Genomic DNA, 25,954 nt, shown 5'->3' with positions numbered 1-25,954 from the left:
ATGCATGAATTTTCAATAGTGCAAAGCTTGATGGGTCTCATTGAAAAATATGTAGAAGAATATAACGCAAAACGTGTTAGTAGAATAGTTGTGAGTGTGGGAGTCCTCTCTGGAGTGGAGCCTCATCTTCTTAAAATTGCCTTTGATACCTTTAAGGAAAATACCGTAGCCGATTCCGCAGAACTTATTTTAGAAATAGAAAAGCTAACCCTTAGGTGTTTGGACTGTGGTATGGTCTCTCAAAAGGAAGAGCTTAATGTGATATGCCCGTGCTGTGGTTCTTTTAACACAATTATAGAAGGTGGTCAGGATTTACTTTTGAAAAGCTTGGAGTTAGAGTATGAGGATGAAGCTTGAAATAATCGGTGCAGTTCAGGGTGTAGGTTTCAGACCCTTTGTATATAGGTTGGCTAAGGAACTTGACCTTAGGGGATGGATTATAAACACACCGGAGGGTGTAAAAATAGAGGTTGAAGGAGAAAACTTAGATGTCTTCCTAAAGAGGCTCCAAGAAGAGAGACCACCTTTAGCCTATATTTATTCAATTTCTTTTGAGTACGCAGAAGAGGTGGGCTACACCGACTTTGAAATAAGAGAGAGCCACTCGGAAGGTAAAAGGGAAGTTTTTATACTGCCCGATGTGGGAACCTGTGATGAATGTCTGAAAGAGGTCTTTGACCCAAAGGACAGAAGATACATGTATCCGTTCACAAACTGCACCCATTGCGGACCAAGGTTTACCATAATTGAAAAGCTTCCTTACGATAGACCAAACACCACGATGAAAGTTTTTAAGATGTGCCAAGAGTGTGAAAGAGAATACAACGACCCAACCAATAGAAGGTTCCACGCCCAACCAAACGCATGTCCCAAATGCGGTCCACGGGTTTTTCTTTACGACAAAGAGGGCAATTTGCTTGGGGAAAGTGAAGAGGCTATAGATTTAGCTATCCAAGCTGTAAAAGAGGGAAAAATAGTGGCGGTAAAAGGTATAGGAGGCTTTCATCTAATATGCGATGCCACCAATGAAAAAGCGGTTAATACTCTAAGGATGAGAAAGAGAAGGCAGGAAAAACCCTTTGCGGTAATGTTTAAAAGTTTGCAACAGCTGAGAGAATATGCTCGCCCAACCAACCTGGAGGAAGCCCTTCTCTCTTCACCGCAGAGGCCTATAGTTCTTATTGAAAAGGTTCAAGATAGCTTGCCAGAGACCATAGCGCCCGGGCTTAAGAGAATAGGTGCCTTTCTGCCCTACTCTCCATTGCATTATATAATTCTTTCAAAGCTTGATGTTCCCATTGTTGCCACATCGGGAAACTATTCAGAAGAGCCTATAGTAAAGGACAATGAGGAGGCGTTGAACAAACTGTCGGAGATCGCAGACCTAATACTTGTTTATAACAGAGAGATAAAAAGAAGATGTGATGACTCTGTAGTTAAAGTGGTTGGAGGCATCCCTTTACCGATAAGAAGGTCAAGGGGATATGCACCTTTGCCTGTAAAGCTCCCTTACAAGTTAAAGAATAAAGTTTTAGCAACGGGCGGTATGCTTAAAAACACCTTTGCTATAGCTTGGAATGACAAAGTGTTTATTAGTCAGCATGTGGGAGATGTAGAAAACTATCAAACCCTAAAAAGCTTTGAAGAGATGGTTTTTGACCTTATGAACCTTTACCAGTTTGAGCCAGAGGTCGTCGTTTGCGATATGCATCCCCGGTATGAAACAACAAAATGGGCAGAGTTTTTCTCGGAAGAGAGAAATATTCCATTGTTAAAGGTTCAGCACCATTATGCCCATATACTTTCCTGCATGGCGGAGAACGGAATAGAAGATGAAGTGTTGGGTATAGCTTGGGATGGAACAGGCTATGGAGAGGATGGAACTTTATGGGGTGGTGAGTTTTTAGTATGCCACTACAGGAACTACAAACGTGTCCACCATTTTAAACCCTTTAGACTTATAGGTGGAGAAAAGGCGATAAAGGAACCAAGAAGGGTCGCATTATCCTTGCTATTAGAACTGTTCGGAGAGAAAGCCCTTGGCTTTAACTTACCCTTTGATAGAAAAGAGCTTGAAATGTTGTTCAATGCTTGGAGTAAAGGAATTAACTCTCCTTTCTCCAGCTCTGTGGGCAGGCTGTTTGATGCTGTTTGTTCCCTTTTGGGCATTAGACACATCAACAGCTACGAGGGTCAATCTGCCATGATTTTGGAAGACTTATACAACCCAACTATAAAAGATCATTATTCTTATTCAATCGAAGGGCAGATTATAGACTGGCGTACAACGATATTAGACATACTGCAGGATAAGGAAAGAGAAAAGGTACCTTCAAGGTTTATAAACACCTTGGCAAAGATTGCGTTGGACATAGCAAGAAGAGTAGGCATAGAAAAAGTGTGCCTTTCGGGAGGCGTGATGCAAAACGACCCATTGGTAAGCAAAATAAAAGAAGAGCTTACTAAGGATGGCTTTTTGGTATATACCCATCAAAAGGTGCCAGCAAACGATGGGGGGCTTTGTCTAGGGCAGGTAGCCTACGTTATTGGCCTAAGTTAGCATTGGGAATGACGCTTTTTATTCTATCTTCAAGGGTTTTTATGGCTTCTTCTACATCTTCCCTTTGGCTCATTGCAAGCATGGGAAAATCTGTTATCTCTATTGTCTCCAAGATTGGTTTTTCATCCCTATCAAAAAACACACCTATCCAAACACCGCTTATTCCCGTCTCTTTCCACTCTACCTTTTGGCTTGCAGATTTGAGAAATATTTTCACCTGACCGTCCCTTAGAACATCCAGTATAACATGCTTATCTTCTTCGGTGAGAGGCAATTTGTTTATATAAATAATGTGTCTTTCACCTTTGTTGTAAAAGTCCTTCAAGGCTTGTAAGATCTCATACAGTATGGCGGGCGCGTTCATCAACATGTTTAACCTCTATATTCCACTCCTTGAGTTGTTCTATTACTGATTTTATCAATTTTTCTAAGTTATCTTTTACAGTCTGCGAAAGTTCCAAAGATACCTCTAAACTTTCTGGCTCCATACCTATGACCACCACCTCTTTGGGATACCTATCGGTTAATTGGGCTATGCCTAAAACCTCCTGAATACCAAGTTCATGGGCAGAGATCTTTCCTTTAAAGTAAGCCTTCACCTCATCCCCGGAAAATTTGTAGAGGGTCCCCGGGGGACCCCCGCCCTTTATCGCATCCACTATTATGAGCTTTTCTGAACCTTCAAGAAAGTAGAGAAGCTCTATGCCAAGAGTACCACCATCCAGTAACTTCACATCTTCCGGAAGAACATAGCCCTCCTTGATCTTTTCTATCACCCTTACACCCAACCCCTCATCGGAAAGTAATATGTTTCCCACTCCTAAAACAAGTATGCTCAAGCTACATCCTCCACATCCACAGGTGTTTCCTTGAAGTTCTTCATTCCATTGAACATAGAAGACACTTCACCTTCCTTTTCTATTGCATCAAACCTTATAACAAGATACACATGGAGGATCACAAAAAATACTATAAGCCAGGCAAACCAATGGTGCCACATATGAACCAAAAACTCTCCACCAAGAAGAGGAACGATCCAGCCAAATAGCTTTGCCCAGAAACCCGAGGGTTTAGAAAGCCCATACATTGCAAAGCCTGTTATTACCATAAAGATAAGGACCAAGTATAGCAGAAAGTAAGCGAGCCTTGCCAATGGGTTCCTTATGTAGGTTTTGTGCCATGGCTTAATAAAAAGGTAGTGAAGAACCATCTCTCCAATGCCCTTCCAAAAATCCGCCCTCCATACCTTGGGAATGATCAACCTGTCTCCCTTGTTAAAGAAAAGGAGGAAAAAGCGGAAGAGGAGCATAACCATTAGCACATAACCCGCCGAAAAGTGGATGAACCTTATAAAGTCCATTGTGAGATTGTGGGCATAGGCGTAAGTGGCTTCAAACCCCTGGGAACCTATGAAGAAGGGATTGCCTATGTAAATACCAGTTATGAACAGAATAGTTATGCATAAGGCATTAATCCAATGCCATATACGCAGTGAGGGACTAAATATATATATCCTTTTTACAAGCTCTTCCCTCATGGCTCAACCTCCTGTAAAGCAGACTGGCACACTACCTTGAACTTTTATGTTGGTTATCTCTTCTCCCTTTGCGTTGTAAATGTGCGTAGAGCACGCCAGGCACGGGTCAAAGGAATGTATCCCTCTTAAGACTTCCAAAGGTTTATCTACCACTTTAAGTGGTGTGTCTTTCATACATTCCTCAAAGGCACCTTGCCCACCCATCGGATCCCTTGGACTACCGTTCCACGTAGTAGGAACTACGCATTGATAATTGGCGATCTTTCCGTCCTTTATTATCACCCAGTGTCCCAAAGCACCCCTTGGAGCTTCCGTAATTCCTACACCTTTTGCCTCTTTGGGCCAAGTGGATGGATCCCACTTTTCCATGTTGGCTACCGAGGTATCCCCCGCCTTTATGTTGTCGTAAAGTTTTTTGAGGAAGTATAGGTTTGCAGCTGCGCCCAGCTGTGCTTCAAGACCCCTTGCAGCAGTCCTACCAACTGTGGTTGTAAGCCATACATGAGGTGGAATATCAAGAACCTTTGACACAAAGTCTATCTGTTTCACAACCATTTCGTCCATCCAGGATGGTTTTATATGACCTTGCTTCACTGCGGTATAAACCACTATGTATCTTGCAAGTGGACCAACCTCACAGGGCTTTCCTCTCCATCTTGGAGACTTTATCCAAGAGTATTTACCCTGCTCGTCTAAATACTTCCAATGAGTCTTTGTTCCTTCCTTCGGTCCTGTGTAGTTTGGTTCAGTTATACCATCCCAAGGATGCAAGCCTTTTTTCTCATCGGGATACTTATACCAAGAGTGTGCCACGAACTCTTGGATAACTTCAGGGTCCGCAAAATCCTTACCCACAAGAGGATAATACTTAGCCTTTTCAACGCCCTCTACAAAGTTTTCTACAACACCGTTAGAGTGATATAGGATTTTGTTGTGATAATCTCCGGTCTTTATACCCTTATAGGGTTCGTCGGGGAATTCACCGTAGCCTATTACCCTTCTCTTTGCAAGACCACCTCCATAAACCTGCCCTTTTTGAACATATATGTGTCCTATTGCCAAAAGGTCTGTAAGGTAGAACAAGTTAACCGCTTCAACCTGGGTATATATTGCATCCTCAACAACCGCCAAGCGCTCCGCGTTGACAGGAGCGTTCATATCATCCAAAGATATGGAGCAGGTCATTCCTCCTACTATGTAATGAGGATGCGGGTTTTTCCCACCAAACACTACCTGTGGAATGAAAAATTCTCTTTGAACATCAAGCATATTGAGATAATGGGCTACAGCCATGAGATGTACTTCTGGAGGCAACAGTTTATAATCGGGATGGTCCCACCAATGAGCAGCGAATATACCAAGTTGTCCGCTTTCTACAAGCTTTTTTATTTTTTCTTGGAATGTCCTGAAGTATCCCGGCGTAGCCTTGGGAAACTTTCTGGGATACGCCCTATGTCCTACGGGATCTGGTAATAGGTCTGCTATAGCACCGTATTTTTCAAGAATTTTGTTCTGGAGTACCGCAGTTTGAACAGGGTCCGCCTTCAAAGCTTCCACGGGAGATACCCAATCAAGGGCGTGAAGATGGTAAAAATGCACTAAGTGGTCATGAACCTGTAAGCTTCCGTACATTATGTTCCTTATATAGTTGGTGTTCTTAGGGATCTGAATTTCAAGGGCATCCTCTATGCACCTGACGGAAGCCTGAGCATGAATAGATGTACAAACTCCACAGATTCTCTGTGCAAAAGCCCACGCATCCCTTGGATCCCTTCCCCTGAGAATGAGCTCAATACCGCGCCACATAGTGCCGGAAGAGACGGCATCCACCACTTTTCCAGTCTTTTCATCCACAATAAGCTCAATTCTTAGGTGTCCCTCAATTCTTGTTACTGGGTCCACCACAATCCTTGCCATGTTTATTCACCTCCTTTATTGTTTTTGCTTCTGAATTTAGAAATAACGCCATGGGCTATAGCACCCGCCGCGGCTGCAGTTGCCACAGCAATTCCAACTTTATCTGCGTTTGCCTCCACATTCGGCACGGGAATTGTGGTAAGCCTTTGATAGAAGGGTCCATTGTCCCAGAAGTTTTCTTCGGAACAGCCTATACAACCATGCCCCGCTTGTATTGGATAAGAAAGTCCGTTATACCACCTTATATTTCCGCAGGAGTTGTATGTCGTTGGTCCCCTGCATCCTACCTTATACAAACACCATCCCTTTTTGGCACCTTCATCGTCAAATCTTTCTACAAATTGTCCGGCGTTAAAGAATGCCCTTCTGTAGCATGTATCGTGTATCCTATTTCCATAAAATTGTTTTGGTCTCCCCTGAGCATCCAAAGGAGGAAGTGAGTCAAAAAGGGCAATGTGCATTATTACTCCAGTCATAACCTCCGCTATAGGAGGACAACCGGGAACTTTTATGATCGGCTTATTCTTTATTACCTTATCAATCGATACAGCAGTCGTTGGGTTTGGCTTTGCCGCCTGCACGCACCCCCAACTGGCACACGAACCCCAGGCAATAACAGCCTTAGCCCCCTCCGCAGATTCCTTTAGGTGTTTTAAAAAGGGCTCACCTGCTACTATACAATACATTCCATCCTCTCCCAAGGGAGGGTTTCCTTCAACAGCCAAGATGTAATTCCCCCAATACTTTTTAATAATTTCCTTTCTGTGGTTTTCTAAAGCTTCCCCAGCTGCAGCAGACAGTGTATCATCGTATTCAAGAGAGATCATTGAAAGTAGCACATCTGAAGCCAAAGGAGTTGCAGACCTTATAAAAGATTCAGAACAGCAAGTACATTCCAGTCCATGGATCCAAAGCACAGGAACGCGCGGTTTTGTCTCCAATGCCTTGACCACCTCCGGAAACATAGAGGGAGACAATCCCATAAGTCCTGTGATGGTAAAGGCAAAACGCAAAAAGTCCCGCCTATTTACACCCTGCCTTTTAAAAGCCTCCCAGAAGGTTTCCATCTTCACACCTCCTTACTTTATTGAATATTCATTCAATATGGTAACACCAGTAAAGATTTTCGTCAAGAAAAAAATTCCTATAATTTCATAAGTATTTCTTATAATCTACAGCACGGTGGCGGTTTTTATTAGCTTAGCAAACTTTACTCCCTTTAGCCCACCTATGCTTATGGATAAAGATTCTATCTCCGTAGGTTTTCCTCTCAGGACGATAACTTCAAGGCAGTTGTGATGGTCTAAATGTATATGGGTGCTACACAAGATTTTTACATAGAATTTGTGCTGAATGTCAAGCATCCTTCTAGTTAGCTCCCTCTGATGATGGTCGTATATTATAGCCAAAACGCCCATGACCTCCTGCCCCTCATCCCATTTTTCTTCTATTAGAAGCTCCCTTATTAGATCCCTTATCAACTCAGACCTTGAGGAGTATCCTTTTTTTATTATCCTTTTATCCAGTTCTTCTAAGAGGTCCTGTGGCAAAGACACACAGAACCTAGCAGTTTCTTGCTTCATAAGTCTTATATTAACGCAGAAGGTTGAAATTTTTCATAACCCTTGACAAACGAACGACTAATCATTAATATTATTTCTATGAAAAAAGTAATACTCAAAGGAGGATGGCTATGAAAGGTATAAAAGGAAAGCTCGGACTTTTTCTCTTTAGTGTATGCTTAGCCTTTTCCCATGAGCTGTGGGTAAAGAGGGAGGGTAACTCTTATACGCTGTATTATGGGCATTTGAACCCAAAGGAAGGAGAGGAGAAATTTATTAAGTATAAGCCAGAGGATGTTTTAAGGATTGAATGCTTTGACCACTTCGGAAAGAGCATACCATTGAAACTTGAAAGAAATTATCCGATAAAGTTCAATGCTCAATGTTATGCGGTATATGCGGTCTATTCTTCGGGCTACTGGACTAAAACTGTGTATGGCTTGACAAACAAACCAAAAAACGAAACAAAGGAACCGTTGGAAAGTTGGTTGTCTTATGAAAGTGTAAAGAGGATTGATGGATGGACTGAAGCCTTCAAAAAACCCTTAACCGACGACTTGGAAATTGTGCCACTGAATAACCCTTTAACGCTAAATGTAGGAGACAAAATAACATTGGTAGTCTATCAAAAAGGAAAACCTGTTAAAGATGTACCCGTAGCATACGAAGATAAAACAGTGGGGGCAACTGATGAAGAAGGGAAAATTAATGTAAGAATAAAGCACAAAGGAATGCAAATTATTAAAGCTTCTGTGAAGGAAAAAGGAGATGGAACTAAGGCTGATTATGTTGTGAAAACCACGAGCCTTGTCTTTGAGGTGAAGTAGGATGTGGTTTTTGAGCTTTTTCTTTTTTATTGGTTTAACTTTCTCTCACGATTTACAGCATAAAATTTTCACGGAAGGAAAATGTGTAATTGTTCATTTTTATTTTCCAGATAATACAAAATTCTCATATGAGAGCTTTGAAATATACAAAAATGACAGTAAAACTCCATTCCAAGTCGGTAGAACAGATGCCTTGGGTAGGGCTGTGTTTTGTCCTGATGAAAGCGGTGAATGGATTGTAAAAGCTTTTTCTGAGGATGGGCACGGCAAAATGGTAAAAGTGTATGTTGATAATGCTACAGCTACTGCCACACCTTCATTGTTCGATCGTTATGAAAAACTCTTTGTTGGAATGGGTTTCATACTTGGCATATTTGGGCTTACAGAAATCTACTTGAGGAGGTTTATAAAATGGTTAGGAAAGCGATCCCATTAAGCCTTCTTATTATGGGCTTTTCTTTTGCTCATCATGGAGTTGCTTCTTTAGGGGCAGCGGGTCTTGAGGGACCTGGGGCTCCCTTGGAGACTTCAAGCTCCGCTACACTACCAGAGGGCAGTTGGCTTTTCTATCTAAAGTTGGACCATGTAAAGTGGAAAAAATACAGCTTTGACCATTTTCCGGACCAAAAGGATAGCTATGACTTTTGGATGTACGGAATAGGATACGGAGTAAAACCTTGGCTATCTGTTTATCTCTTTATTCCCTACTATGTTAAAAAAGAAGTTAAATCCATAAACAACGACCCGAGCCAGGGACAGTATTTTTATACAAACTCTGGGTTTTCAGATATATCCCTTATGGCGGTGTTGGGCTTCAAATACGACAGAGGTTTTAAGCTTGTGCCAAAAAACGAAAGCCTCGATGATTTGATGGATTGGCATTTTACTGTATATGGTGGAATGACCTTGCCCACAGGGGACTCCAATAAGTATGACAGGGCGAGAGATCCAAAAGGTGAGTTTGAGCCAGATATGGCAACCGGTTTTGGAAAGCCTTCCTTTACATTTGGCTTTACCGCCACAAAGCAAATTGTTAGCTTCCCGCGTTTAACTTTTGTCTTTGATGCAAACTATATAAAGTTCTTGGAACACACTTATAATTTTAGGGAAGATCCTAATGGTCCTAAAAAGAAGTTTAAGTTTGGAGATGAGCTAAGACTTAATACTGCACTTGCCTATAGGCTTTACACAAATTTGGAAAGAAAGTTTAGAGCGGATCTGCTTTTGGAAGCGAACTTTCAATACAATCAGAGGGATAAGGAGGATGGCGTAAAGTTAGAAGGTTCCGGTGGGAAAATCCTTTACGGGACAGTTGGCACAAGGTTATATTACAAGAACATCTCCGCAGGTGTAGGAGTAAAACTTCCTGTTTGGAAACGTTTAAACGAAGAAGAACAGCAACAAGGTGCGGAGGGAAAGGAAAAGTATAGACTAATTTTTACACTCTCAACGCTATTTTAGGAGGCTAAACATGCATATACCCGATGGCTTTGTAGCTCCACAGATATACCTACCGGCCTACATATTGGATATTTCACTCTTAGCATACTCTATTAGAAGGATAAAACGTTCGCTAAACGAGAGAGCGATCCCATACCTTTCTTCTGTTTCGCTTCTTTCCTTTGTTATTTCCTCTATAACTATACCTTTACCCGGCGGAACTTCCGTTCATGGGACTGGAATCCCTATCCTTTCAATACTCTTTGGTCCTTGGGTTGCTTTTGTTAGCTACTCTTTGATCCTCTTTCTCCAAGCTGTCCTTTTTGGAGAGGGCGGAATAACAACTTTCCCAATAAATTCTATATCTATGGGCTTTGTTGGTTCTTTTGCAGCTTTTTTTACCTATAAAGCCCTTAGCATCTTTAAAGAAGAAGTTTCTATCGTAATTTCAAGCTTTGTGTCTGTAATGTTATCTGCACTTTTGATAGCTACGATATTGGGAATACACCCTTACCTTTTCAAAAAAGCAGACGGTTCTCCGCTTTATTTTCCTTTTGGTTTATATATTACGATTCCTGCTATACTTGTTCCACACATCTTCGTAGGCTTAGGAGAGGGATTGCTAAGCTCCATTGCGATAAAGGTTCTGAATAGGAGGTTAAAAGTTGAAAGATAAAGCACTTTTTAGCTTCTATCTTTTGTTTATTTTTCTCCTTTCCTTTGGTTCTTCCTTAAAAATATTGGCAATGAGCACATCCCTTCTTCTACTGGCACTTTTGGTTTTACCCTTAGAGAAAAAGATAGATATATTGAGGAAAGCATTTTATGTTTGTTTGCTTTTTAACCTCTTGGTCTCTTTCACATACTTTCTAATAGGTCTATTGTCCGGCCAAAATAGATGGGAATACTTAGTCATGATATCTTTAAGATCTTTTTCCATAGCCCTTGCTACGTTTATTGCTTTTAGACTTATAAACATTTATAAAGTTTTTGACTTTTCAAAAAGTGTTAGTTTTTTAATGATAATAGTCTCAAGTCATATTTTTACTTATCTAAGGCTTTTTGAAGAATTCAAGAACGCTTTAAAAAGTAGGACCATAGGGCACATAGGCAGTAATGTAAAGATGGTATTCATTAGCAGGTTGCTAGAGTTCTTCTTTGAGAAATCCATTCGCACTTCCGAGGAATTATATCAAGCTATGAAGTCAAGGGGTTTCTATGATTGAGTTAAGAAATGTTTGGTTTAGTTATGACGGTGAATTTGTGTTAAAGGACATAAACCTGAAGGTAGAGAAAGGAGAAAGGATTGTGGTTTTGGGAATAAATGGATCTGGGAAAAGCACACTACTTAAGCTTTTAAATGCACTTTTATTCCCAACTAAGGGAACATATCTTTACAAAGGTAAGAATATAGAAAAAAATGCGTTCAAGGATAAAAACTTCATCAAGGCTTTTAGGAAAGAGGTTGTTCTTCTTTTTCAAAATCCTGATGCCATGATTTTTAATCCAACGGTTTATGATGAGATAGCCTTCGGGCTGAGGCAGTTAGGCTTTGAGGAAAAAGTTGTAAAAGAGCGTGTTCTATACTGGGCTGAAGTCTTTGGACTTACACAATATCTTAACAAACCACCCTTTATTTTAAGCGGTGGGCAAAAACAGAAGTTATGTTTGGCATGTTTGCTGGTGCTTGAACCGGAGGTTTTACTCCTTGATGAACCTACCGCTAACTTGGATCCTAAAAGCACAGGATGGTTAATAGATTTTCTAAACGAGCTGAAAGGGGTAACAACGATAACCTCAACGCATAATTTGAGCTTGGCACCTGAGTTAGGGAACAGGTTGATAGTGCTAAGAGAAGGAGGGAGCATAATATACGATGGCGAGGCGGAGGCTTTCCTTAAGGATCAGGAAAAACTCATAAACGCAGGGCTTGTGCATAAGCATAAAGACAAACCATACTATCATTTGCATTGAGTTGGTGGAATGTTATAAGTCTCTTCTATCATCAGTGTGTTTATAAACGTGTATTGCGTGAGCAAGACATGGATCAAAGGAATACGAGAGGTAAGAAGTTACCTTCATACTTGAAACTTCGGTTATGTACAATTCCTCCGCTATCGCAAACTACCATAACCAAAACGCCATACTGCATCTCCTTAAACCTTACCTTCTTGCCGAGACTTCTTCCTAAGAGACTCACAGCTTATCTGAATTTCTCACCTGGCGTGTAAAGAGTTATAATATAAGATATTTTCTTATGGGAAGAAGATTGTTAAAAGAGAAGAAGAAGCTAGATATCATAAGAACCGCTTGTAGGCTCTTTGCGGAGAAGGGATACTACAACACGGTAATCCCAGATATAGCAAAGGCCTTGAATATGAGCGTGGGGAATATTTACAACTACTTTGAGTCTAAAGAGGAACTTGCAAAGGAAATTATGATAACAGTTTCAAATTGGGTTGCAGAAAGGCTAAGAAAGATAAACCAAGAGAATATAAGCACCAAGGAAAAGATCTATAAATATACGGAGGAATTTTTCAAGATTGCCTTAGAAGAACCAGAGCTTATAAATTACTTTCTGAGGGTATTCTTGGTAAATAGAGAGATTTTTAAGGAAGGTTGTGAGGGCTTTGCATGCGTTGGTGAAGTGGTGGCTGAAGTTATGATCCTTTTATCAGACGGTATAGAAAAGGGTGAGTTAAGAAATCAAAGCTTCTTCCCAGCTTTTACAACTATAATGGGTACCCTTGGTGGTATGGTGTTTTTACATAACGAAGGTCTTTTGGAAAAACCGCTTATGGAATACACCCATGAAGTTGCAACTAACATATGGAATGCTCTTAAGGCTTAGATTTTAGTCTGCGATGAATAGCAAGGTATGGAGGAGTTCTAAAGGGTGGTATTCTTCTAACAAAATAGTATCGTGCCACGTGATAGCTTGGGTCAAAACCGTAAAAGTTTAACTTCATCATTTCAAGCTCTTCTTTCCTGTATTCAGAAAGAGGTTTTTGTAGTTCATCCTTTAGTCTTTGAGTTTTTTTATTTTCTATGAATAGTTCATAATCCCTTGAGTCGATAAAATCTTTGAGTTCTCTGATAACCTTTTCCCTAAATTCTTTTTGCGTTCCTTTAAAGACCTTGTCAATCAAACCTATTTTAAAAGCCTGCTTGGCACTTATTGGCATTCTGTTATCCATAATTTTCTTTCCCATTTCCCAACCAACCCTTTTGGGTAGAGTGTATGTCCAAAACTCCGAACCATAGAGATTCCCTATGTTCTTATAGTGAGGGTTCAGCACTACACTTTCCCTTGCATACACAAGGTCGCACGTTAAAGCAAGGAATACGCCACCAGCTCCTGCATTACCTTGCATACAGGCTACTGTTAGCTTATCCGTTGTTCTGAGTATTTCTTCGCATAGATCATCCATGGCGTTTATGTTTCTCCAAGATTCATCTGCGGGACTTTCCGCATTTTCAATGGTATTTAGGTTCATGCCGTTTGAAAAGAAGTCCTCCTGTCCCCAAAGCACTATGGCTTTAACTGGTCTTTTCTTGGCGTACCTAAAGGTTTCCAAAAGTCTTTCACATTGTTCCGTGGACATGGCACCATTGTAAAAGTTAAAGAATATGTGTCCTATCCCTCCCTCTTCTTCGTAGATTATCTCTCTGTAAGTAGCAAAATCCACAATCTCCCAGGGTTTTATAGACTCCTCTCTAATATTTTTCAGAAGATGCCCTATGACTCTTGCTGCCGGGAGTTTTATTGAATCTTTACCTTTTTCTCTTAGATGTGTAATCCAAACCGCACCGTCCAAAGTGCCTATGCATATAGCTTCATCGCGTACCGCTATTATTTCTCCCGGCTTTCCCTTTAAATAGTCTTCTCTATAAGCATTAAAAATATAGTATTCATCATCCCCTAACCGTGCCAAAGCACCGGGTTGGCTGTCTGATGCATAAACTTTCCTTAAAATTTCTCCCGTTGGGTCCTCGGACCAATTTACATACCTATAAGACTGGTCCATCCTCGGATTCCATATTCCTTTTGGATAAAGTTTTTTAGGTTCTTTTCCTTCCAATAGTTGTTCTATGATTTCCAACACAGATTCAACCGCTCCATCTGTTGTTTCATTCCTGTATATACTGGATTTTCTGGCTTTCCTCATTGGAAACGTTCTGTAGCTCCATACCGGACCTGCATCGTATTCATCTACTGCTTCCAAAAGGCTTACTCCCCATTCTTTTTCCTGTCTAAGTATTGCCCAATCCAACGCAGAAGGACCCCTGTCTCCGGGAGGTCCTGGATGTATTACCAGGGTTTTTACCCTGCTCCATACTTCGCGAGGAATTTTGCGTTTCAAAAAGGGTGCAATTATTAAGTCAGGTTTGTAATTATTAACTGCTTCTATTGTAAGCTCAGGATGGACGTCTAGCTCTATGGACACCTCATGTCCCCTTTCAGTCAGTTCACAATAGAGTCGTTGGGACAGGGAGTTGAACCTGTAGCAGAGGAAAAGTATTCTCATAGCCTTTTATATTTGAAGTATGCCGCGCAAGCCCCTTCGGAAGATACCATGCATGAGCCTATTGGGTTCTGCGGTGTGCAAACCGTTCCAAACAGCTTACATTCGGTGGGAAGTGCCACACCCCTTATAACCTTTCCACATATGCAGGCTGGATGCTCCTTAGGTGGCGGAAGTTTTACATCAAAGGATTTTTCTCCGTCAAAGGCTTCAAATTCTTTTCTTATCTTTAAGGCGCTGTAGGGGACAATTCCCAAACCTCTCCATTCAAAGACTTTCCTAAGTTCAAAAACCTCTGATACAAGTTTTTGGGCTTTTATATTTCCTTCTCTGCTAACAAACCTTGTGTATTGATTAACTACATACGCTTCACCTCTTGCTATCTGATTAACAACCAACCACACTCCTTGCATAACGTCCAAAGGCTCAAATCCACAAATAGCAACAGGTTTTAAAAACTCCTCTGAAAAATATTCGTAAGGTCTTGTCCCTATTATAGTGCTTACATGCCCAGGGCCCAAAAAGGCATCAATTTCAACCTTTCCAATATCCCTTATCTCTGGAGAATTAAGTATATGCTGTATTGCTGCGGGTGTTATAACATGGTTTGATACTACATATAGGTTTTTTAGACCCAATTCTTTAGCCTTTAGTAGTAATACCGCGGTTTGGGGAGTTGTTGTTTCAAAGCCTATCGCAAAAAATACAACCCTTTTACCTTTCTCCGAGAGCGCAATGTTTAAAGCCTCTAAGGAGGAATTTACCATTCTCACATCGTATCCTTCCGCCCTCAGGTCTAAAAGGGTTTTTCTGTTTGAGCTTGGAACCCTAAGAAGGTCCCCGTAAGTGCAAAGAATGGTATCCTTTTGTCCTGCAATTTCTATGGCTAAGTCAATCCTTGAAGAGGGTATTACACACACCGGACATCCGGGACCGTGTATGAACCTAATATACCCCTCCAGAAGCTGGTCTATACCATACTTTATTATGGTATGAGTGTGTCCTCCGCAAAATTCCATTATATTGATTGTCCTTCCAATTTTTTCCACGAATTTCTTTATGCTGTATTCTAAACCTTTTAACTTTTCACTATCCCTGAACGCTTTCAGATTAATAGTTTTCATACTGCTCCTCCATTTCTAAAATTTCTTCAAAAAGCTCTAAGGCTTTTAGCGCCTCCTCTTCGTTTAGCTTTGAAATTGCAAAACCTACATGAATTAGTACCCAATCGCCTTCCTTTACTGGTTCTCCAAGAAGTTCTAAGGAAACTAGACGCCTGACGCCCATTGTATTAACTATTGCTGTGTTGTCCTCATTTATCTTCTCTATCTGGCTTGGTATTGCTAAGCACATCACACACCTCCTAAAAGATCATTTTCTTTTATCCTTAAACAGTTTACCCACATACTTCGTCGTTCCTTTGCCTTGCCTACTGTTAAGCCTTCCAAAATAGTAGGTTTATGACAGCGCATAACTACCTTCCTCAAGATAAAAAATATAATGAACAATTGTTCGCTGTCAAGGCGCCGCCTTGGCGGGTTATTATGGTGCTGCAATGCTTTGCTATGTGACGCCCAAGGAGCACTTGGGACTTCCCAATGTGGAGGACGTAAAGCAAGGAGTTATTGCATACAAGATAGCAGCTCATGCGGCAGATGTAGCCAAACGCTTCCCCGGTGCCAGGGATTGGGACTTAGAAATGTCCAAGGCTCGCTTTGCCTTTGACTGGAACAGGCAGTTTGAGCTTGCCATAGACCCAGAGACCGCAAGGGCCTACCACGACGAAACCCTACCCCAAGAGGGCTACAAAACTGCCAAATTCTGTTCTATGTGCGGTCCTGAGTTTTGCGCCTACAAGATATCCCAGCATGTTTCCGATAAGATGGAGGAATTGCTCCAGCAGGAAAACTGGATTGCACCCTGATCAAACAACCCCAAAGGGCTTCCAGCCCTGCGGGGCATTCTAATATTCCTTAAGTCAAATACTTCTCTATCTCCTGCTTTATGGATGGGTCTATGCCCAGCTTCTTGAGGTGTCTGTCCTCCGCCTTTAAAAGCTCATATAAGTTCTCAAAGTTGTTGTAAATGATCTTCTTTTTGACCTCTCCTATGCCCTTTATTCGGTCAAGGATGTCCTTTAGCCCCTCCTTTAGTCTGAGCTTTCTGTTGTAAGAAAGGGCAAAGCGGTGGGCTTCATCCCTAATCTGTCCGAAAATTCTATAGAGTATAGGATGTTCCTTTAGTCTTACCCTCTGTCCCCATTCGGTTAGCAGAATTTCCTCCTCCTTGGCGAGGGAAACTACCTTGATGGGCAAGCCAAACCTGTCCCTTACCCTAATGGCTACGCTCAATTGTCCGAGTCCTCCGTCAATGAGCCACAGGTCTGGCATGGTCTCCTCCCCTTCCTTAAGCCTTCTTGCCCTTCTGCTCAGCACCTCCTCCAGGGAGGCGTAATCGTCAATCTGATTTACCGTTTTTATCCGATACCTTCTGTATCTCTTTTTATTCATAGTTCCCTCTTCCCAAACCACGCAGGATGCCACCGTATAGCCTCCATAAAAGTGGGAAACATCAAAGCCCTCTATGATCCTTGGTGGAGGAATTTTTAGCACTTTCAAGAACTCCTCCTGCCAAAGTTCTGGTGGCATGTAGTGGTGGAGATTTTCTTTGACAAGCTCTTCCAAGCTCTGGTCTATCTTTTGAACGATCTCAACCTTCCCTCTTTCCGAGAGCCACCTTTTGACCTCTTCCGAGAGCTCAAAGTTCAAGAGCAAAACCTCCGGCAATGGATTGGAGTAGTAAAAGCCTATAATGGTCTCTTCCAACTCTTCCTCCGTCTCCAAAAGGAAAACCTCCTTATCCACCAGCTTGAAAGACCTTATCAAAAAGACTCCCAAGAGCCTGCCTATTCTGTAAAAGAGGTCTGCTCTCTGGTAGGGGAGTCCGCTTACACTCTGACCCAAGGAGAGTTTTTCCAAAGCCCTTATTTGGTCTCTGATAAGGGCGCATTTTTCAAACTCAAGCCTTTCCATATGTTCTTCCATCCTCTGGTATAGCTCTGGTAGAACCTCAGAGACCTCCCCCGAGAGCATAGATTGGGCAGATTTCACCGCCAAGGAATAATCCTCTTTGCTAATCAGACCTGCACAGGGACCACTGCATAGCCCCAGGTGATAATCCATGCATGGGCTGGCTCTAGTAGGCATTGGGTCGCAGGTGCGAAGTTTAAAAAGCTTATGGATGAGCCTTTTTACCCTGTAGGCCCTCTTGGCGGTGAAGAAGGGACCAAAGAGCTTCCCCTCATGCTCGGAGCCTCTAACCACCTTTATGGTTGGAAATTCATCCTCCGTTAGCAGGAGGACAGGATAGCCCCCACCGTGCTTGTGCAGGACGTTGTATTTGGGTTTATGAAGTTGTATTAGGTCCACCTCTAACACCAGGGCTTCGTATTCGTTGCGGGTTAGTATCCAATCTATACGGTCCGAACTGTTAACTATGGCATACTCCTTTTTGTTCTCTTGGGCTTGCTTGTAGTGTTGCAACAGCCTCTCCCTTATGTTCTTGGCTTTTCCCACATAAAGGACCTTGTTGCCCTTCTTGAAGAGATAAACTCCACACTGGGTGGGTGCAGACTTTATAAGCTCAAGCATATATGTATAAGATAAACTGATTTATCCTCCCTTGAGATTTGGCTCCAGCCTCTTGGCATAAATGATCGCACCCAAGAGGAAGGAAAAGGTAAGCTCAAGCCATACCAAGAAAGAGAGCAGAGAACCCAAAACTGCGTACAGTGGATTAAGACCTATCAGCTTGATGAAAAACTTACCAAAGATGAAGTTTAAGAGCATCAGGAAAACAAGGAAAAGCACGGAAGTTTCCAGTATACGCATTGGCTTTAGGGTGTCTCTCAAAAAGAACCAGTACATAAAGTATATAAGGGGCAAAAATAAGAGCAGTTTAGAAAGACTAAGGGCAAAGCTTAGGCTCTTGGGAATAAAAGACTGAAGAAGGGACAGGACCGCAGAACCTACCAGTATGAACACAGAAAAACCCAAAAGATAAACTGGAATAAAAATCCAAAGAAGAGTTTCTTTGAGTTTTATATCTTCCTTTAGAACACGAGAAATTGCTTTAGCGAGAGTTTTGGCGTAGCCTACCAAAAAGAAGTAGGAGATAAAAAAGGAGAACACAGAACCTATTTCTCTGTGTTTGTATATTTTCAGAAGCTTGTTGATAAGCACCTCTGCATACGTTGGAGTAAGCTGGCTTATAACCTGCGTAATCTTCTCTTGGTTTAGAAAAGGGAAAAAGCTCGCCAAAAATCCAAAAAAGAGCAAAAGAGAACTGATTACCATCAAAAACCTTAAGGTCAATGCGGAAGCATAGAGACCAACATCTCCCAAAAATATCTCCTTAAGGGAGTAAAACAGTGCCAAAAGCCTACTTTTTACCATCAAAACTCTTGTATATCATACTCTACGAGCTCACCCTGCCAACTCCTAAAAACATGCCTTGTTCCTTCCTTTGCCAAAAGATACTGAGGAAGTAGAGGCACTTTTCCTTTACCACCGGGTAGGTCTATGGCATAGGTGGGTATGGCGTATCCGGAAATTCTACCCCTTAGGTAATCCATTATTTCTAAGCCCTTTTCTACGGTAGTCCTAAAATGCACTGCGCCCTTTATAGGGTCGCAATGGAAGAGATACTGGGGTTTTACTTTGATCCTTATCAAAGACCTCATAAGCTCAAGCATGGTTTGGGGGTCGTCGTTTACACCTTTTAAAAGAACTGTTTGGTTTAAGACGGGTATGCCTCTGCGAAGTATGTTCTCCACTGCTTCCTGTGCCTCTGGGGTGATCTCTTTGGGATGGTTAAAGTGGGTGCTGATCCATATGGGAGAGTATTTTTCAAGGATGTCCAAGAGTTTCTGGTCAAAAAAGCGTTGGGGTGCCAAAACAGGAAGTCTTGTGCCTATGCGTATGATCTCCACATGGGGGATTTTTCTGATTTCTGAAAGTAGTAGTTCAAGCTTTTCGTAGCTTAAGGTCAAAGGATCTCCGCCAGAGAGTAGCACTTCTCTAATCTCTGGATGTGCCTTTATGTATTGGGTGATTTGTTTTATCTGCTCTACGCTTATAGCTCTTTCTCCCTGAGAGAATATTCTCTTTCTCATACAGTGTCTGCAATAGACTGCACAAAAGGTGGTAGTTTGCACCAAGACCCTGTCGGGGTATCGGTGGGTAAGCCCGGGGATCTCTCCCTCCTCCCTTAGGGCATCGGGCTCTCCATGACACTGAACCCTTTCATCCACCTCCACCGCCCTTGGGATAGCCTGAAGCCTTATTGGGTCCTGCGGATCTTGGGGGTCAATCAAAGAAAGATAGTAGGGAGTTATAGCCATAGGATATATTCCCTGCGTTCTTTTTATGCCCTCAATTTCCTCTGGCAAAAGCCTTAAGAACCTTTCAAGCTCCTCCTGAGTTTTAACTCTATTTTGAATTTGCCAATGGTAGCTCCTCCAAAGCTCCTTTTTGACTCGCATTTGAAAAATCATATCAAAAACCGCATACCCACAGGTGGCTGGAAAAGGATAATCACGCTCCACCCATCACCAAATAACCTTTCAACTCCACACGGTACATTAGGAACTCGTTGATGTTATAGACTTTGGCGTTTTTGCTACTTACTTTCAACTCCACACGGTACATTAGGAACCACAATAACCTTAGCAAACACGGGGCACACTGTTCAGGTTGACTTTCAACTCCACACGGTACATTAGGAACACGTGCTTGAAGCAGCAGAAGGAACACTTACGAACCTGACTTTCAACTCCACACGGTACATTAGGAACAAACTGCAGGCTTGAAGGTGCAAAGATGGTTCTATGCTCTTTCAACTCCACACGGTACATTAGGAACATTACGGGTAGGGTAGCCGGAGCAAAGACTACGAAAAATAGCTTTCAACTCCACACGGTACATTAGGAACGAGTGATGAATTATCGTTTTAAGGAGGGTTTAGCTACTTTCAACTCCACACGGTACATTAGGAACTGCTTGCCTCCCCCGTTGGCTGGATTGCTCTTGCTGCTTTCAACTCCACACGGTACATTAGGAACAATGTGAGGGTCTTTATTGAAGCCCTTGATGATTTTATCTTTCAACTCCACACGGTACATTAGGAACACCTGAAAGATACTTACCACCAAAACCTGTATAAAGTCTTTCAACTCCACACGGTACATTAGGAACACCTGAAAGATACTTACCACCAAAACCTGTATAAAGTCTTTCAACTCCACACGGTACATTAGGAACTACCTTCTACCATTGCCAGAAGAAAGCAACAGTCTGTCTTTCAACTCCACACGGTACATTAGGAACTTTTTGGAGTGCCCGGATCAGGGAAAACATATTATGCTGTCCTTTCAACTCCACACGGTACATTAGGAACCCTTTAAGGCTTTTCGTTATCGTGTTCTCCATCCCTTTGATACTTTCAACTCCACACGGTACATTAGGAACCCCAAACGACCACATTAACTAAAATAAGACATATCAATAATTTTGTCAAGAGGGCACCCTTTTCAAATGAAGTTAATTTTCCGAAATCCGAGATCATGCAAAATTGAGTCTGTTATTATCAAATTTAAACCCTTGTCTCCCAATGCTTCCCGCCGCTGACCATAATTACGGCATTACGGCATTACATAATTACGGTTTTACGGTGATACTGCCTCCCAAAAAGCCTGAAAGTCAAGACTTTCTCCCTCTCAAAATTGAAACAGCCCACCGAAAGGACACACTAACCCATATTCAGTTGCCAAGTTGACAAGGGTCCCAACTGGAACCCTCAAAAACCTTGTTTTCTATTATAAACCAGTTTTTGGCTGTTCGGTGGTATAAACTTTTCGTATGGGTGCCTCCATCCCATCCGGTGGATAAGGAAGGTGGAGAAATTTTACCCCTTGACATTTGATAAGAGCAGACTAAATTTTTTTCATAGAAAACCTATAAAGGAGGTGATAGCCATGAGGAGAGGACTTTTGGTGTGGCGTCCTTTTGAGGAGCTTGAGAGGATAAGGAGAGATTTTGACAGGCTTATGGAAGAATTCTTTGCCAAGGAAGAGCCTGTGGAGAGGGTTTTTGCCCCCGCGTTGGATGTGTATGAAACGGACAGTGAGGTGGTGGTAAAGGCAGAGCTGCCCGGTGTGAAAAAGGAAGATGTGGAAGTGCTGATAAGGGACAACAGCCTGATCATCAAAGGAGAAAAGAAGGAGGAAAGGGAAGAAAAGACAGAAACCTACCATAGGGTAGAAAGGGTCTATGGAAAGTTTGAGAGGGTGGTGGCACTTCCGGCGGAGGTCAAGCTTGAGGGTATAAAGGCAGAGTTCAAGGATGGTGTTTTGGAAATAAGGCTTCCCAAGGAAAAGACCTCCAAAGAGGTAAAGATAGAAATTCAATAAGCTCCACTCCCCGCGTCCGCGGGGGCTTATAATTTTCCTTCATGCTAATAATTGCCGGTCCCTGTGTTATAGAAAACGAGGATGTAGTTTTTAGGGTAGCAGAGGAACTCAGCAGGCTTTCCTTGGAGTTTCCTGAGTTTGATTTTTACTTCAAATCCTCCTTTGATAAAGCCAACAGGTCTTCCATAAGGTCCTTCAGGGGTCCCGGTTTGGAGGAGGGGCTTAAGGTCCTTGAGAAGGTAAAAAAAGAGTTTGGGTTAAAAATTACCACCGATGTGCACGAAACTTGGCAGGTGGAACCTACTGCCCAAGTGGTGGATATGTTGCAGGTTCCTGCCTTTTTGAGTAGGCAGACGGATCTGGTTTTGGCTTGTGCTAAGAGTGGAAAGCCTGTGAACGTGAAAAAGGGACAGTTTATGGCACCTTGGGATGCAAAGAATGTAGTGGAAAAGTTAAAGGCGGGTGGTGCGGTGGATTATTACATCACTGAGCGTGGCGTATCCTTTGGATACAACAACTTGGTGGTAGATTTCAGAAGTTTGGTGATCATGTCCCAATTCACCAAGGTGATCTTTGATGCCACCCACAGTGTGCAACTGCCGGGTGGTGCTGGCGATAGGTCTGCTGGTCAGAGGGAGTTTGTTTTGCCTTTGATAAGGGCAGCGGTGGCGGTGGGATGTGATGGTATCTTTATGGAGGTGCATCCAGACCCAGACCGAGCCCTTTCGGACGGACCAAACATGCTTCCCTTAAAGGACCTGAGAAAAGCCCTTGAGACCATAAGAGTTATAAAGGACGCGGTATCTACCTTATCCTCTGAACCTCCTCTTTTACCTCCAAAGGATACTGCCCACTAAAACAGGCGGTGCAAAAGTCCTCTGGGTCTTCCACACAGCTTTTTAGCCCCTCCAAAGATAGATACTTAAGGGAGTCTGCACCTATAAACTCTGCGATCTCTTGGACGCTGAACTTTGTAGCTATGAGTTCTTCCTTTGTGGGTGTGTCTATGCCGTAATAACAGGGACCGATAACCGGAGGAGATGCTATACGCATATGCACCTCCTTTGCCCCTGCCTTTCTTAACATGCTCACGATCTTTTTGGAGGTGGTTCCCCTGACGAGGGAGTCATCTATTACCACCACCCTTTTTCCTTTTAGGACTGCCGGGTTTGGGTTAAACTTCATGAGCACTTTTATGTCCCTCAGCTCTTGGGTTGGTTCAATAAAGCTCCTTCCCACGTAGTGGTTTCTGATCAGTCCAAGCTCCAAGGGAATACCCTTTCTCTGAGAGTAGCCCAGGGCTGGCACTACGCCCGAGTCTGGCACAGGCACCACCACGTCCGCAATCAGCTCATCCTCCTGTGCCAACACCTCGCCCATCTTCTTTCTTACGTTATAAACCCACTCGTTGAATATGTAGCTTTCTGGCTTTGAAAAATAAACAAACTCAAAGATGCACATAGCCCTCTTTGAGGAACTAAAGGGAAAGTAGCTCCTTATACCGCTTTTGCTTACTACCACCACCTCCCCCGGCTTTACCTCCCTCCAGAATTCCCCGGAGAGAATGTCAAAGGCACAGCTCTCAGAGGCAAAGAGTATGGCATCCTTCAACCTTCCCATAAGCAAAGGTCTAAAGCCGTATGGGTCCCTTATGGCTATGAGTCGGTCCTTTAAAAGGAAAAGCACGCTATAGGCACCCTGTACCCTTTTTAAAACATAAAAAAAGTATGGTAAAAGCTGTTCATCCTCGGGATGTAGCTTTAAGCCCTCGGGTGTGTATGTCCCCTTGCAAAGGAGGGAAAGAAACAGCTCTGTGTCGGAATCGTACTCAAAAGCCTCTCCCTCTCGCAAAAGCTCGTCCTTTAGCTCTTTGAAATTTATCAGGTTGCCGTTGTGGGCTACTGCCACTTCACCTATGGGTGTTTTTTTTAAAAAAGGTTGGGCGTTGAAGGCTCCAGACCTGCCTGCGGTTGCATACCTAACGTGGGCTATGGCAAGGTAGCCCTTGGCCTGTTCTAAGTCTTCCTTCTTTATGGCAGATAGCACCAATCCTTCCTTTTTTACCACCTTTATGTTTTCAAAGTCAGAAACCGCAATGCCTACGCTTTCTTGTCCTCTGTGTTGGAGGGCGTATATACCAAAAAAGGCGTACTTTTCGGCGTTCTCCACTCCAAAAATTCCAAAAATACCGCACATAGGGATTAATTTAACTCAAAGGTTCAGTTTATCCCAAATAGCATCTATGCGTTTTTTCACTTCCTCCGACATCTCAATAACCTTGGGCCACTGCCTTGTGTAGCCCTCCTCCTTCCACTTAGTTGTTGCGTCTATTATCATCTTTCCACCAAAGCCCACTTCGTTGGTGCTGTGGTCCAAAACATCTATAGGACCCTTCAGAATTTGCACATCCCTTGATGGGTCCACGTTGTTGCCCCAAGCCCACAGAACCTCTCCAAAGTCATGGACGTTTATATCCTCATCAAAGACCACCACATGCTTTGTTAGGGACATGAGACCAAGCCCGAGCAAGGCGTAGGCTACCTTAAAGGCATGCCCCGGATATCTTTTCTTTATAGACACAAAGCAGAAGTTATGAAAACATCCTTCCGCTGGCAGGTGATAATCCACCACCTCGGGCAGGTTGAACTTGATAAGGGGCAAAAATATCCTCTCTGTTGCCCAGCCGATGTATTTGTCCTCTTGGGGTGGCTTTCCCACTATGGTAGCCACGTATATAGGGTCCCTCCGGTGGAGTATGGCGGTGATGTGCATCTTGGGGTATTTATCCACCGGGGTGTAAAAGCCCGTGTGGTCTCCAAAAGGTCCCTCATCCACCAATGGCTCCTCTGGGTCCACGTAGCCTTCTATAACGATCTCCGCGTGGGCTGGATACTCCAAATCCACCGTTATGCCCTTTATGAGCTCCACGCCCTCTTCCCTTATTAAACCCGCAAATAGGTATTCATCCACCTCCGGTGGAAGTGGTGCGGAAGCCACATAAGAGAGCACCGGGTCTCCACCGATGGCTATGGCCACCTCCAGCTTCTTTTTTAGCCTCTTTGCCTTCCAGTAATGATGGTTTCCGTCCTTGTGGATCTGCCAATGTAGGGCAAGCTCGGTGGGAGAGAGCACCTGAACCCTATAAAGTCCCACGTTTCTTATTCCACTCTCTGGGTCCTTGGTAATCACCTGCCCAAAGGTTATGTACCTTCCGCCGTCTTCAGGCCAGCATTGCAAGATGGGAAACTCAAGGACATCTATCTTTTCCCTCCTTACCACCTCCCGGATGGGACCATCCTTTACCACCTTTGGGAGGGCATCGTTTAGCTTTTTTAGCTCGGGCAGTTTCTTTAGCTTATCCAAAAAGGTATGTGGAATCTCCGGTCTCAAAAGCTTGTATAGCTTCCAGCCTATGTCCTCAAGGTTCTCATAACCAAGGGCTAACTTTACTCTTTTTTCGGAGCCCAGCATGTTGGTTAAAACTGGGATGGAGTAGCCCTTTACCCTTTCAAAGAGAAGAGCCTTTCCGCCCTTGGGCATCTTACAAACTCGGTCTGTGATCTCGGTGATCTCAAGGATGGGAGAAACTTCCTCCCTGATCCTTGCCAGCTCTCCTTCCTTCTCAATCCTTCTTAAAAATTCCCTTAGGTCCTTGTAGGGCATGCTTTACTCCTTCATAAAATTTCTGATGGATTGCCTAACCTTGTATAGCTCCTTTACCTTTTCAGATAACTCCTTTGCCTTTTCCATATCTCCGCCTTGCAGATGGCACTCAAGCCTCCTTATGAGCTTTTCCACCGTCTCATCACAATGCACCAACGCCATGGCGAGATGCTTTAGGGAACACCAAAGGCTCTCAAGCTTTGTGCGGAATTCTTCCTTTTCCTTTTCCCCCTCTATCCTCAGCACTGAAAAGAGCACATCCCCTACCACCTTCCTTTTGTTCCTCAGCCCGTCTATTATGGGCATTAGGTCCTCCAACTTTGTCTCCCCCTCTATCTCCATGAGATGCTGTTCCGATTGGGCAAGGTGGGCTATTAAATAGATGGCTTCTTCCACTAAGGCTTCTTCCCAAACACCAGCCATGTTTTAATTATAAAGTTGAAAGATTGAACAT

At 42.9% G+C, this 25,954-nt stretch carries 27 protein-coding genes and 1 CRISPR repeat array; of the genes, 12 read left to right on the top strand and 15 right to left on the bottom strand.

The features are described from left to right. Together hypA and hypF are read left to right on the top strand one after the other, a co-directional pair. Entirely contained in the window at nucleotides 1-357 is a 357-nt protein-coding gene (gene hypA / locus THERU_RS04780; protein ID WP_025306141.1) for a hydrogenase maturation nickel metallochaperone HypA, read from the top strand. Beyond that, nucleotides 341-2,560, top strand: a complete 2,220-nt coding sequence (gene hypF, locus THERU_RS04775; protein WP_025306140.1) for a carbamoyltransferase HypF — start codon at nucleotides 341-343, stop codon at nucleotides 2,558-2,560. Before hypA ends, hypF begins: the two co-directional genes overlap by 17 nt. On the opposite strand, the gene THERU_RS04770 is transcribed toward hypF, so the two are convergent. The 6 genes from THERU_RS04770 to nikR form a co-directional block, all read right to left on the bottom strand. Then, a complete protein-coding gene (locus THERU_RS04770; RefSeq protein WP_025306139.1) occupies nucleotides 2,544-2,930 on the bottom strand; it encodes a hydrogenase expression/formation protein in 387 nt (128 codons plus the stop codon). The two genes, hypF and THERU_RS04770, sit on opposite strands and share 17 nt — an antisense overlap. Further along, the gene (locus THERU_RS04765; RefSeq protein WP_025306138.1) at nucleotides 2,899-3,399 is read right to left on the bottom strand and encodes a HyaD/HybD family hydrogenase maturation endopeptidase; all 501 of its coding nucleotides are present in this window, start codon (nucleotides 3,397-3,399) and stop codon (nucleotides 2,899-2,901) included. The genes THERU_RS04770 and THERU_RS04765 overlap by 32 nt, the downstream gene beginning before the upstream one ends. Further along, the gene (cybH, locus tag THERU_RS04760) at nucleotides 3,396-4,097 is read right to left on the bottom strand and encodes a Ni/Fe-hydrogenase, b-type cytochrome subunit (protein ID WP_025306137.1); all 702 of its coding nucleotides are present in this window, start codon (nucleotides 4,095-4,097) and stop codon (nucleotides 3,396-3,398) included. Before cybH ends, THERU_RS04765 begins: the two co-directional genes overlap by 4 nt. A gap of 3 nt (nucleotides 4,098-4,100) precedes the next feature. Next, on the bottom strand, nucleotides 4,101-6,014 hold the full coding sequence (locus tag THERU_RS04755) for a nickel-dependent hydrogenase large subunit (protein WP_025306136.1): 1,914 nt from the start codon (nucleotides 6,012-6,014) through the stop codon (nucleotides 4,101-4,103). Nucleotides 6,015-6,016: 2 nt separating this feature from the next. Further along, on the bottom strand, nucleotides 6,017-7,081 hold the full coding sequence (locus THERU_RS04750) for a hydrogenase small subunit (RefSeq protein ID WP_025306135.1): 1,065 nt from the start codon (nucleotides 7,079-7,081) through the stop codon (nucleotides 6,017-6,019). Nucleotides 7,082-7,186: 105 nt separating this feature from the next. After that, nucleotides 7,187-7,597: a nickel-responsive transcriptional regulator NikR gene (nikR, locus tag THERU_RS04745; protein ID WP_025306134.1), complete on the bottom strand. Its 411-nt coding sequence runs from the start codon at nucleotides 7,595-7,597 to the stop codon at nucleotides 7,187-7,189. Between the two features lie 110 nt (nucleotides 7,598-7,707). On the opposite strand from nikR, the gene THERU_RS04740 reads away from it, so the two are divergent. The 7 genes from THERU_RS04740 (at nucleotide 7,708) to THERU_RS04710 (ending at nucleotide 12,694) form a co-directional block, all read left to right on the top strand. Further along, the gene (locus THERU_RS04740; protein ID WP_038532133.1) at nucleotides 7,708-8,403 is read left to right on the top strand and encodes a DUF4198 domain-containing protein; all 696 of its coding nucleotides are present in this window, start codon (nucleotides 7,708-7,710) and stop codon (nucleotides 8,401-8,403) included. Between the two features lies 1 nt (nucleotide 8,404). Continuing rightward, nucleotides 8,405-8,839, top strand: a complete 435-nt coding sequence (locus THERU_RS04735) for a hypothetical protein (RefSeq protein ID WP_025306132.1) — start codon at nucleotides 8,405-8,407, stop codon at nucleotides 8,837-8,839. Next, nucleotides 8,815-9,864, top strand: coding sequence for a transporter (locus THERU_RS04730; RefSeq protein WP_025306131.1), 1,050 nt, complete (start codon nucleotides 8,815-8,817; stop codon nucleotides 9,862-9,864). Before THERU_RS04735 ends, THERU_RS04730 begins: the two co-directional genes overlap by 25 nt. Before the next feature lie 10 nt (nucleotides 9,865-9,874). Then, nucleotides 9,875-10,519, top strand: a complete 645-nt coding sequence (locus THERU_RS04725) for an energy-coupling factor ABC transporter permease (protein WP_025306130.1) — start codon at nucleotides 9,875-9,877, stop codon at nucleotides 10,517-10,519. Beyond that, nucleotides 10,509-11,069: an energy-coupling factor transporter transmembrane component T family protein gene (locus THERU_RS04720; RefSeq protein WP_025306129.1), complete on the top strand. Its 561-nt coding sequence runs from the start codon at nucleotides 10,509-10,511 to the stop codon at nucleotides 11,067-11,069. The genes THERU_RS04725 and THERU_RS04720 overlap by 11 nt, the downstream gene beginning before the upstream one ends. A gap of 37 nt (nucleotides 11,070-11,106) precedes the next feature. Beyond that, a complete protein-coding gene (locus THERU_RS04715; protein ID WP_245565793.1) occupies nucleotides 11,107-11,817 on the top strand; it encodes an energy-coupling factor ABC transporter ATP-binding protein in 711 nt (236 codons plus the stop codon). Nucleotides 11,818-12,100: 283 nt separating this feature from the next. After that, nucleotides 12,101-12,694 (top strand): TetR/AcrR family transcriptional regulator, encoded by a 594-nt coding sequence (locus THERU_RS04710; RefSeq protein WP_025306127.1) that lies wholly within the window; start codon nucleotides 12,101-12,103, stop codon nucleotides 12,692-12,694. On the opposite strand, the gene THERU_RS04705 is transcribed toward THERU_RS04710, so the two are convergent. The 3 genes from THERU_RS04705 to THERU_RS04695 are packed head-to-tail and all read right to left on the bottom strand — an operon-like array spanning nucleotide 12,684 to nucleotide 15,722. Further along, complete coding sequence (locus THERU_RS04705; protein ID WP_025306126.1) at nucleotides 12,684-14,372, bottom strand: hydrogenase maturation protein; 1,689 nt, start codon at nucleotides 14,370-14,372, stop codon at nucleotides 12,684-12,686. The two genes, THERU_RS04710 and THERU_RS04705, sit on opposite strands and share 11 nt — an antisense overlap. Continuing rightward, nucleotides 14,369-15,493 carry a hydrogenase formation protein HypD gene (hypD, locus tag THERU_RS04700; protein WP_025306125.1) on the bottom strand — a complete coding sequence of 375 codons (1,125 nt, stop codon included), beginning with the start codon at nucleotides 15,491-15,493 and terminating at the stop codon, nucleotides 14,369-14,371. The genes THERU_RS04705 and hypD overlap by 4 nt, the downstream gene beginning before the upstream one ends. Then, nucleotides 15,480-15,722, bottom strand: coding sequence for a HypC/HybG/HupF family hydrogenase formation chaperone (locus THERU_RS04695; protein WP_025306124.1), 243 nt, complete (start codon nucleotides 15,720-15,722; stop codon nucleotides 15,480-15,482). The genes hypD and THERU_RS04695 overlap by 14 nt, the downstream gene beginning before the upstream one ends. 154 nt (nucleotides 15,723-15,876) lie before the next feature. On the opposite strand from THERU_RS04695, the gene THERU_RS04690 reads away from it, so the two are divergent. Further along, nucleotides 15,877-16,293, top strand: a complete 417-nt coding sequence (locus tag THERU_RS04690; RefSeq protein WP_342666013.1) for a phosphomethylpyrimidine synthase ThiC — start codon at nucleotides 15,877-15,879, stop codon at nucleotides 16,291-16,293. Between the two features lie 49 nt (nucleotides 16,294-16,342). On the opposite strand, the gene uvrC is transcribed toward THERU_RS04690, so the two are convergent. The 3 genes from uvrC to THERU_RS04675 are packed head-to-tail and all read right to left on the bottom strand — an operon-like array spanning nucleotide 16,343 to nucleotide 19,911. Beyond that, nucleotides 16,343-18,019 carry an excinuclease ABC subunit UvrC gene (gene uvrC / locus THERU_RS04685; RefSeq protein WP_025306122.1) on the bottom strand — a complete coding sequence of 559 codons (1,677 nt, stop codon included), beginning with the start codon at nucleotides 18,017-18,019 and terminating at the stop codon, nucleotides 16,343-16,345. A 21-nt stretch (nucleotides 18,020-18,040) separates the two neighbouring features. After that, nucleotides 18,041-18,823 carry a YhjD/YihY/BrkB family envelope integrity protein gene (locus tag THERU_RS04680; RefSeq protein ID WP_025306121.1) on the bottom strand — a complete coding sequence of 261 codons (783 nt, stop codon included), beginning with the start codon at nucleotides 18,821-18,823 and terminating at the stop codon, nucleotides 18,041-18,043. Continuing rightward, nucleotides 18,823-19,911, bottom strand: coding sequence for a KamA family radical SAM protein (locus tag THERU_RS04675; protein ID WP_025306120.1), 1,089 nt, complete (start codon nucleotides 19,909-19,911; stop codon nucleotides 18,823-18,825). Before THERU_RS04675 ends, THERU_RS04680 begins: the two co-directional genes overlap by 1 nt. 78 nt (nucleotides 19,912-19,989) lie before the next feature. Further along, a CRISPR array of direct repeats spans nucleotides 19,990-20,896; the repeat unit is 29 nt; unit sequence CTTTCAACTCCACACGGTACATTAGGAAC. A 506-nt stretch (nucleotides 20,897-21,402) separates the two neighbouring features. Between THERU_RS04675 and THERU_RS04670 the strand changes: the two genes are divergently transcribed. Then, the gene (locus THERU_RS04670) at nucleotides 21,403-21,837 is read left to right on the top strand and encodes an Hsp20/alpha crystallin family protein (RefSeq protein WP_025306119.1); all 435 of its coding nucleotides are present in this window, start codon (nucleotides 21,403-21,405) and stop codon (nucleotides 21,835-21,837) included. A 41-nt stretch (nucleotides 21,838-21,878) separates the two neighbouring features. Further along, nucleotides 21,879-22,694 carry a 3-deoxy-8-phosphooctulonate synthase gene (kdsA, locus tag THERU_RS04665; protein ID WP_025306118.1) on the top strand — a complete coding sequence of 272 codons (816 nt, stop codon included), beginning with the start codon at nucleotides 21,879-21,881 and terminating at the stop codon, nucleotides 22,692-22,694. Here the strand turns inward: kdsA and purF are convergent. From purF to THERU_RS04650, 3 genes are read right to left on the bottom strand one after another with little or no spacing between them, the layout of a single operon-like run. Further along, nucleotides 22,642-24,033, bottom strand: a complete 1,392-nt coding sequence (gene purF / locus THERU_RS04660) for an amidophosphoribosyltransferase (RefSeq protein WP_025306117.1) — start codon at nucleotides 24,031-24,033, stop codon at nucleotides 22,642-22,644. The genes kdsA and purF overlap by 53 nt on opposite strands. A 15-nt stretch (nucleotides 24,034-24,048) precedes the next feature. Continuing rightward, nucleotides 24,049-25,500: a menaquinone biosynthesis decarboxylase gene (locus THERU_RS04655; RefSeq protein WP_025306116.1), complete on the bottom strand. Its 1,452-nt coding sequence runs from the start codon at nucleotides 25,498-25,500 to the stop codon at nucleotides 24,049-24,051. 3 nt (nucleotides 25,501-25,503) lie between these two features. Beyond that, on the bottom strand, nucleotides 25,504-25,923 hold the full coding sequence (locus THERU_RS04650; protein WP_025306115.1) for a hypothetical protein: 420 nt from the start codon (nucleotides 25,921-25,923) through the stop codon (nucleotides 25,504-25,506). Nucleotides 25,924-25,954: the final 31 nt, after the last annotated feature.

This window comes from Thermocrinis ruber, from assembly GCF_000512735.1.
GTDB classification, from domain to species: domain Bacteria; phylum Aquificota; class Aquificia; order Aquificales; family Aquificaceae; genus Thermocrinis; species Thermocrinis ruber.
This window is presented reverse-complemented; position numbering and strand designations above follow the sequence as displayed.

Excerpts from the sequence above, each read along its gene's own strand:
- hypA (WP_025306141.1), top strand. The coding sequence starts at position 1 with ATGCATGAATTTTCAATAGTGCAAAGCTTGATGGGTCTCATTGAAAAA.
- hypF (WP_025306140.1), top strand. The coding sequence starts at position 341 with ATGAGGATGAAGCTTGAAATAATCGGTGCAGTTCAGGGTGTAGGTTTC.
- THERU_RS04770 (WP_025306139.1), bottom strand. The coding sequence starts at position 2,930 with ATGTTGATGAACGCGCCCGCCATACTGTATGAGATCTTACAAGCCTTG.
- cybH (WP_025306137.1), bottom strand. The coding sequence starts at position 4,097 with ATGAGGGAAGAGCTTGTAAAAAGGATATATATATTTAGTCCCTCACTG.
- THERU_RS04755 (WP_025306136.1), bottom strand. The coding sequence starts at position 6,014 with ATGGCAAGGATTGTGGTGGACCCAGTAACAAGAATTGAGGGACACCTA.
- THERU_RS04750 (WP_025306135.1), bottom strand. The coding sequence starts at position 7,081 with ATGGAAACCTTCTGGGAGGCTTTTAAAAGGCAGGGTGTAAATAGGCGG.
- nikR (WP_025306134.1), bottom strand. The coding sequence starts at position 7,597 with ATGAAGCAAGAAACTGCTAGGTTCTGTGTGTCTTTGCCACAGGACCTC.
- THERU_RS04740 (WP_038532133.1), top strand. The coding sequence starts at position 7,708 with ATGAAAGGTATAAAAGGAAAGCTCGGACTTTTTCTCTTTAGTGTATGC.
- THERU_RS04735 (WP_025306132.1), top strand. The coding sequence starts at position 8,405 with ATGTGGTTTTTGAGCTTTTTCTTTTTTATTGGTTTAACTTTCTCTCAC.
- THERU_RS04730 (WP_025306131.1), top strand. The coding sequence starts at position 8,815 with ATGGTTAGGAAAGCGATCCCATTAAGCCTTCTTATTATGGGCTTTTCT.
- THERU_RS04725 (WP_025306130.1), top strand. The coding sequence starts at position 9,875 with ATGCATATACCCGATGGCTTTGTAGCTCCACAGATATACCTACCGGCC.
- THERU_RS04710 (WP_025306127.1), top strand. The coding sequence starts at position 12,101 with ATGGGAAGAAGATTGTTAAAAGAGAAGAAGAAGCTAGATATCATAAGA.
- THERU_RS04705 (WP_025306126.1), bottom strand. The coding sequence starts at position 14,372 with ATGAGAATACTTTTCCTCTGCTACAGGTTCAACTCCCTGTCCCAACGA.
- hypD (WP_025306125.1), bottom strand. The coding sequence starts at position 15,493 with ATGAAAACTATTAATCTGAAAGCGTTCAGGGATAGTGAAAAGTTAAAA.
- THERU_RS04695 (WP_025306124.1), bottom strand. The coding sequence starts at position 15,722 with ATGTGCTTAGCAATACCAAGCCAGATAGAGAAGATAAATGAGGACAAC.
- uvrC (WP_025306122.1), bottom strand. The coding sequence starts at position 18,019 with ATGCTTGAGCTTATAAAGTCTGCACCCACCCAGTGTGGAGTTTATCTC.
- THERU_RS04680 (WP_025306121.1), bottom strand. The coding sequence starts at position 18,823 with ATGGTAAAAAGTAGGCTTTTGGCACTGTTTTACTCCCTTAAGGAGATA.
- THERU_RS04675 (WP_025306120.1), bottom strand. The coding sequence starts at position 19,911 with ATGCGAGTCAAAAAGGAGCTTTGGAGGAGCTACCATTGGCAAATTCAA.
- THERU_RS04670 (WP_025306119.1), top strand. The coding sequence starts at position 21,403 with ATGAGGAGAGGACTTTTGGTGTGGCGTCCTTTTGAGGAGCTTGAGAGG.
- kdsA (WP_025306118.1), top strand. The coding sequence starts at position 21,879 with ATGCTAATAATTGCCGGTCCCTGTGTTATAGAAAACGAGGATGTAGTT.
- purF (WP_025306117.1), bottom strand. The coding sequence starts at position 24,033 with ATGTGCGGTATTTTTGGAATTTTTGGAGTGGAGAACGCCGAAAAGTAC.
- THERU_RS04655 (WP_025306116.1), bottom strand. The coding sequence starts at position 25,500 with ATGCCCTACAAGGACCTAAGGGAATTTTTAAGAAGGATTGAGAAGGAA.
- THERU_RS04650 (WP_025306115.1), bottom strand. The coding sequence starts at position 25,923 with ATGGCTGGTGTTTGGGAAGAAGCCTTAGTGGAAGAAGCCATCTATTTA.